This is a genomic window from Coleofasciculus sp., from assembly GCF_046539235.1.
In the GTDB taxonomy this organism is placed as follows: domain Bacteria; phylum Cyanobacteriota; class Cyanobacteriia; order Cyanobacteriales; family Coleofasciculaceae; genus Coleofasciculus.
In genome coordinates this window covers 20,931-27,044 of record NZ_JBKHHI010000031.1, presented here as the reverse complement: position 1 = coordinate 27,044, position 6,114 = coordinate 20,931, and the positions used below count along the sequence as shown (strand labels likewise).

General features: G+C 42.8%; 8 protein-coding genes and 1 pseudogene. 6 read left to right on the top strand and 3 right to left on the bottom strand.

Annotated features, from left to right (window positions below; translation table 11 throughout):
• Window positions 1–240 precede the first annotated feature (240 nt).
• The 3 genes and pseudogenes from ACLFWI_RS05035 to ACLFWI_RS05025 form a co-directional block, all read left to right on the top strand.
• The gene (locus tag ACLFWI_RS05035; RefSeq protein ID WP_446412016.1) at window positions 241–1,992 is read left to right on the top strand and encodes a sugar phosphorylase; all 1,752 of its coding nucleotides are present in this window, start codon (window positions 241–243) and stop codon (window positions 1,990–1,992) included.
• Between the two features lie 215 nt (window positions 1,993–2,207).
• Entirely contained in the window at window positions 2,208–2,771 is a 564-nt protein-coding gene (locus tag ACLFWI_RS05030) for a DUF1206 domain-containing protein (RefSeq protein ID WP_446412015.1), read from the top strand.
• 170 nt (window positions 2,772–2,941) lie between these two features.
• Window positions 2,942–3,169 (top strand): annotated as a pseudogene (locus tag ACLFWI_RS05025) (potassium transporter TrkG); the annotation flags it as partial.
• 102 nt (window positions 3,170–3,271) lie between these two features.
• Here the strand turns inward: ACLFWI_RS05025 and ACLFWI_RS05020 are convergent.
• Complete coding sequence (locus ACLFWI_RS05020; protein ID WP_446412014.1) at window positions 3,272–3,454, bottom strand: CsbD family protein; 183 nt, start codon at window positions 3,452–3,454, stop codon at window positions 3,272–3,274.
• A 221-nt stretch (window positions 3,455–3,675) separates the two neighbouring features.
• On the opposite strand from ACLFWI_RS05020, the gene ACLFWI_RS05015 reads away from it, so the two are divergent.
• Window positions 3,676–4,578 (top strand): YegS/Rv2252/BmrU family lipid kinase, encoded by a 903-nt coding sequence (locus tag ACLFWI_RS05015; protein ID WP_446412013.1) that lies wholly within the window; start codon window positions 3,676–3,678, stop codon window positions 4,576–4,578.
• A 41-nt stretch (window positions 4,579–4,619) separates the two neighbouring features.
• Here the strand turns inward: ACLFWI_RS05015 and ACLFWI_RS05010 are convergent, their stop codons facing one another.
• The gene (locus ACLFWI_RS05010) at window positions 4,620–4,793 is read right to left on the bottom strand and encodes a YqaE/Pmp3 family membrane protein (RefSeq protein WP_446412012.1); all 174 of its coding nucleotides are present in this window, start codon (window positions 4,791–4,793) and stop codon (window positions 4,620–4,622) included.
• Window positions 4,794–4,996: 203 nt separating this feature from the next.
• On the opposite strand from ACLFWI_RS05010, the gene ACLFWI_RS05005 reads away from it, so the two are divergent.
• Window positions 4,997–5,362 (top strand): phage holin family protein, encoded by a 366-nt coding sequence (locus tag ACLFWI_RS05005; RefSeq protein WP_446412011.1) that lies wholly within the window; start codon window positions 4,997–4,999, stop codon window positions 5,360–5,362.
• Window positions 5,363–5,699: 337 nt separating this feature from the next.
• Window positions 5,700–5,840, top strand: coding sequence for a hypothetical protein (locus ACLFWI_RS05000; RefSeq protein WP_446347200.1), 141 nt, complete (start codon window positions 5,700–5,702; stop codon window positions 5,838–5,840).
• A gap of 100 nt (window positions 5,841–5,940) precedes the next feature.
• On the opposite strand, the gene ACLFWI_RS04995 is transcribed toward ACLFWI_RS05000, so the two are convergent.
• Window positions 5,941–6,093 (bottom strand): glycine zipper family protein, encoded by a 153-nt coding sequence (locus ACLFWI_RS04995; protein WP_446412010.1) that lies wholly within the window; start codon window positions 6,091–6,093, stop codon window positions 5,941–5,943.
• Between the last annotated feature and the right edge of the window lie 21 nt (window positions 6,094–6,114).

Sequence of the window (6,114 nt, the reverse complement as noted above, 5' to 3'; positions counted from 1 at the left end):
CGTAGTAGGCAATTTAGTGCCATAAGAGTACGTAGTAGGCAATTTAGTGCCATAAGAGTACGTAGTAGGCAATTTAGTGCCATAAAGGTACGTAGTAGGCAATTTAGTGCCATAAAGGTACGTAGTAGGCAATTTAGTGCCATAAAGGTACGTAGTAGGCACTTTAGTGCCATAAAGCCTCGCTGGGTTATGTGACGTACTCCCGACAAACTATTTGCCAATGATCTATTTGGGCACCTTATGTCGTCGTCAAGCCAACTGGTCAACTCATTTGAGTCACGTATCAAGCCACTGCTGGAAGTCATCTATCCAGAGGCGGATATCGAGCAACTAGCGGAGCGCTTATTGCAGTTGCTGCGCCCCCACTGTTGCGATTCAGGAGAGGAAAATCCCGATAAGTGGAATGAACAGCAGATATTACTGATTACCTATGGCGACAGCATCTATCGTCCGAGGGATGAAAACCCCTTAGTGACACTGAAACAGTTTCTCGAACACCATCTTCAGGACACAATAACCGGCGTTCATATCTTACCTTTTTTTCCCTACAGTTCAGATGACGGATTTGCCATCATTGATTATCTCAAAGTTAATCCAAAATTAGGTTCCTGGGAAGATATTCAATCCCTTGCCCAAAAGTTTGATTTGATGCTGGACTTAGTCCTCAATCATGTTTCTAGTAAAAATGCCTGGTTTGAACAGTTTAAACAGGGACTTAAACCGGGATGTAATTATTTTATTGAAGTTGACCCAACGACTGATTTATCCCAAGTGGTACGTCCCCGAAGTAGCCCTTTATTGGTCAAAGTGGATACCGTAAACGGCGATAAACACGTCTGGGCGACGTTTAGTAATGACCAAATCGATGTCAATTTTGCCAATCAGGATGTGTTGGTGGAGTATGTCAAAATCCTGTTATTTTATGTGGTAAATGTTGGGGCTAGATATATCAGACTCGATGCCGTGGGATATTTGTACAAACGAATTGGTACATCCTGCATCCATTTACCAGAAACCCACGCCCTGATCCGTCTACTGCGGGAACTGTTACAAATCGTTGATCCGGCGGTGGCAATTATTACAGAAACCAATGTGCCGAACCCAGAAAATTTGAGTTATTTTGGCAACCGAAATGAAGCGCATATTGTTTACAATTTTAGCCTACCGCCGCTGTTGCTTAATGCTTTACTTCAGGGAAAATCAGATCATCTAAAAACCTGGATGATGAGTATGCCACCTGCACCGATGGGTTGTGCCTATTTGAATTTTACCGCATCTCATGATGGCATTGGTCTGCGTCCGGCGGAGGGCTTGCTGTCGGATGAAGAATATGAGACGTTACTCCAATGTGTTACTCAATTTGGCGGAGAAATTAGCTATCGCCGCCAACCAGATGGGACAGAAACTCCCTATGAAATGAATATCTCTTTATTTGATGCTCTTAAGGGAACGGTGAAGGGAGAAGATCAATGGCAGATTCAGCGTTTTATCTGCTCACAAACGATTATGATGTCCTTAGAAGGAATTCCCGCCTTTTACATTCATAGTTTGATCGGGACGGGTAGCGATCGCGCCCTGATGGAGCAGACGGGTAGAAAACGCTCAATTAACCGCCACCGTTGGGATATAGCGGAACTAGATGAGGAGTTAGAACAGGTAAACTCACCCCACGCGATCGTGTTTCGCGAATTGTCTCGATTGATTCAAATTCGTCGCCGTCAGCATGCATTTCATCCCAATGCGACGCAATATACACTACATCCATTAAATCAGGCACTATTGGTGTTTTGGCGACAGAGTATGAAGCGAGATCAGAGCATTTTCTCGATCCATAATTTGAGCGATAATTTACAAACGTTACCGTTATGGGAATTAAACCTAATTGCCACGGATGAGTGGTATGACTTGATTAGTGGGCAAATTATTCCCGATATTCATGATAAGTTGACGCTACAGCCTTACCAATCAGCGTGGATTACCAATAAACCATAATGTCAAGAATTGCGAGATCCTTGCCGTAGAGCGTTTAGCGAAGCCATGCCGCAGGCTTTGCATCTTGCTCGCTACTAATACCCAATTTAAATGCATTACAGCTTATAGAGCCGAGGTTTAAATTTCATCCCGGCGATAGATATAATTTTGCCTGCAAATCGATAATCTTTGTACATTCCCAAATAGAAGAGTTGAGGGCAAGTATTGTTATTGTTATGTCTCAAACAAGTAATCAAAGTACATGGATCGACAAATTGGCTAGAGTTGGATATACCGCCAAAGGGATTGTGTATGCAACTATCGGCTTATTAGCGGTACAAGCTGCATTAGGCAACGGTGGGAAAACCACAGATAGCAAAGGCGCTTTAGGCACAATTGCTGCCCAGCCCTTTGGTCAGTTCATGTTAGCGGTAGTCGCCTTGGGTCTGATTGGATATATGGTTTGGCGTTTTGTCCAAGCGATTCAAGACCCTGACCATAAAGGCGAAAGTAACGATGCTGACGATATTGTCAGACGTATTAGTTACGGAATTAGTGGTTTGATTTATGCCAGTTTAGCCTTCACTGCGATTCAAATCATTGTGAATGCGACTCAAAGTGCTAGCGATGGAAGTACAAAACAAATATGGACAGCCCGCCTGCTTGCCCAACCCTTTGGTCAATGGTTAGTGGGTATAATTGGGGCAATTATTATTGGTTACGGCTTTTACCAATTCTATAAAGCTTACAAAGCTAAATTCCGCAAAAAGTCAAAACTCGGTCTGGGCGGGTTTAGTTGAATTTAGGTGCAGCCATAAACGATAATAGTGAAACCCGCCCCTACAGATGCTTCAAAATCACGTCTCTACACCCAAAACCAGGGTCTCTCGAACGAAGCGACGTGTCAAAACTCAGACCTATTTTTTTAAGTTATCGTGAATCGACATATTAAAACAATCTTACGTGATTGGTCTTAATTGCGTCTCATTTAGCCAATGTTACTCTTCCTTCCATGACTGTGCTTAATTTTCAGGAACCCTGGAATGCGTTATTTGAAGTCTTTTCCGGGTTTACCAGTACAGGACTAAGCATGGCGCTGCGATCGAGTGACTTACCGCGTAGTATCCAGTGGTGGCATTCCTTTATGGAATGGATTGGCGGCGTGGGTGTGATTGTGCTGATGGTTTGGGAGCATCCCGTTTTGGACAAAGCATTACCTCAAGTAACGCAATTGCAAGGGTTTCAGCCCCCTTCAAAGAGCCAAGTGCCAAATTGGGATGCTCCCGATGGTTTAGACAGATTAGTCAATTTTTTCCTTGACATCCTCTTTTACATTCTCCACCGAATGCCGTACTTGAGCTTCGGTTTGTTTAGCTTTACCTTCTGCTTTATCTTCTGGGTCTCCCGTAATTTCTCCGATAGCTTCCTGGGCTTTCCCTTCAATATTCTTAGCTGTGGCTTTGATTCGATCTTCAGTACTCATAGTGATATATTTATTAACTTCTACACCATAAATTATATCGAATCCGGTATACTTATACTTCTAGCTTAAGACGTACACCTTTAGAAATAGGTATTATTATAGATGGCGATAGTTTCGGCTAGCTATTACAATAGTATAAACTTAACTTTAACCAACGGCATTATTTTTTTACATTGCCTGCCCTAGCCAAATCAAAACTATTGAGGCAGTAATTAATACTCATGACTCGTTCTGCATGCCTAATTTTTAATCCTGTTGCGGGTCAAAGCGACCCCGATGAAGATTTAAAGAAAATTGTTAATCTTTTGGAGCCAGAAATTGAACTCGATGTTCAATGCACCACGCCAGAAAAGGATGCGGGTCAACTGACGAAAACTGCCGTTGAGCAAGGTGTTCAGACTATCATCGCCTCGGGAGGGGACGGGACGCTTTCGGCAGCGGCTGGTGCATTGGTGGAAACCGATATTCCCTTGGGTATTATTCCCCGAGGAACGGCTAACGCTATTGCCTCAGCTTTGGGAATTCATGACATGATTAAAGCAGCTTGTCAAACTATTTTAGACGGAAAAACCCAGAAAATTGATGTGGGTCGATGTAACGGTAAGCCGATGGTACTGGTAGCCGGAATTGGCTTTGAAGCGAAAACTGTTGAAGAGGCAGATCGAGAGCTAAAAAATAATCTTGGTATACTCGCTTATGTCTTATCAGGACTACAAAAACTCAGTGAATTGGAACCCTTTGAGGCAACGATTGAGACTGATGAGAATACCGTTACCATTACAGCAACGGCAGTAACGGTAGCTAATGCCGCACCGCCGACATTAATTTTGGCTCAAGGACCGGCTGGTATTGTTTATGATGATGGACTTCTCGATGTAACCGTCGTCACTCCCAAAGATCAAGCCAATGCAATTGTCGCCTCTTATAAACTTTTACAATCGGCGATTTTGGGGGAAAGTGCAGAACATGAGGGTATTAAGTATATCAGAACTCGCTACGTTAAAGTGACCACAAAACCTGCCCAGAAAATTGTCTTGGATGGAGAAGTTATTGGTGAAACTCCAATTAATGTGGATTGTATTCCTGGAGGCTTAACGGTCTTCGTGCCAATGCAGCAAGACTAAAAAAGAGACGTGCCATAGCACGTCTCTACAAAGGGGCGGTATTAAGCGTATCTTTCTTCATGTTTGACAATCACCCAAACCGCATGAATGGAACCCGGAAGCCAACCCAGTAAAGTTAACAAAATGTTAATTAAAAAGGCTGAACTAATTCCTGTAGTCAGAAAAACACCCACAGGTGGGAGCAGGATTCCCAAGACTATTCGGAGTAATTTCATAAGGATTAATAAATCTAAGTTTGTCGGTTACTCTATAAAGAGTAACGGCTAAACTCGGTTATTAACCTCCATCTGGAGAATGATTTTTTCAGGTGGCAAAATCTATCTCTGTAGAGATGACAATCAGACCTATAGAGATAGATACTAACAGTAGTATCGTTTTTCCAGATATTTGTTTGAACATTACAAGTGAGGAAAAATTTATGAAGGCATTCTTTTTTACCTTGTTAGGCACAGCCTTGAGCTTATTGGTTGTTGATTTAGTTGTTCCAGGGGTTGACTTAGCCACCTTCCTGGCTGCTTTATTAGGTGCAGCATCCATTGGTTTAGTGAACTCATTTATCAAGCCAATTTTGTCGGTGCTATCTCTCCCCTTAAATCTTGTGACACTCGGATTATTTTCTGTGGTGGTCAATGGATTGTGTTTTTGGTTAGCTGCTGTAGCTGTACCTGGATTCACCGTTCATGGCTTATTCGCATTCATTTTCGGTCCAATTGTCTTATCTCTGGTTAACACTTTCTTAAGTAACTACTTTGCTCAACGAGAACCTGAACTTGAGGTGGAATAAGGACAACGCTGTATGGGTGGACACCTGAACTTTAATTCAAGAGCCGCCAAAGTACCACTTTTAGAGGATGATGGTTAGCTCTATATATCCTAAGATGCAGTTGTGATCAGAATAACTCATCCCCGCTTGCAACAAAGCACTGACTCTCAAGTTATCACTTGTTTTGAGTATAAATACAGGTAGGCTAACTCACGTCAACAAGCGTGAAAACTGCGATTCGGTTAAGCGAACTAGACACAACCTCTTCTTTTATACTAAATTGGGGATGGGTGTTCACCCTTATTTATCAATAGCATTTTTTTAAATCGGTTTTGACGATAACCTGTGGAGGAAAGCTATGACAGTTTTAGAACGAGTACAGGAGATGTTTGATTACCTCTGGGGAGGCGTCAAGCGAATTTTTGGCGCTAATGATGATGAATATCCAGATACAGGTGTTCAACCCTTTGAAGGTGATCGCCCTAAGGAACGGCGATAAATTACCAAGTACAGGTTTAATATAGCCATCCTGTTTGAGTTGTGAAATGCTAGATGCTCAGATCCCCGGCTTCTTCAAGAAGTCGGGGATCTTGTCCTTATTAAGTTATCGGTGGGGAGGGCGGGTTTTGTTGTTCCGTTATCGGTGGGGAGTTGAATTGATTCCCTAAACCCGCCCCTACGATTGTGCCTAAACCCGCCCCGACAATTGTGCCAAACCCAGCCCCTACCGTGTCTAAAGGGAAACCAGACAATGGATTTAATCTCTAACTTTA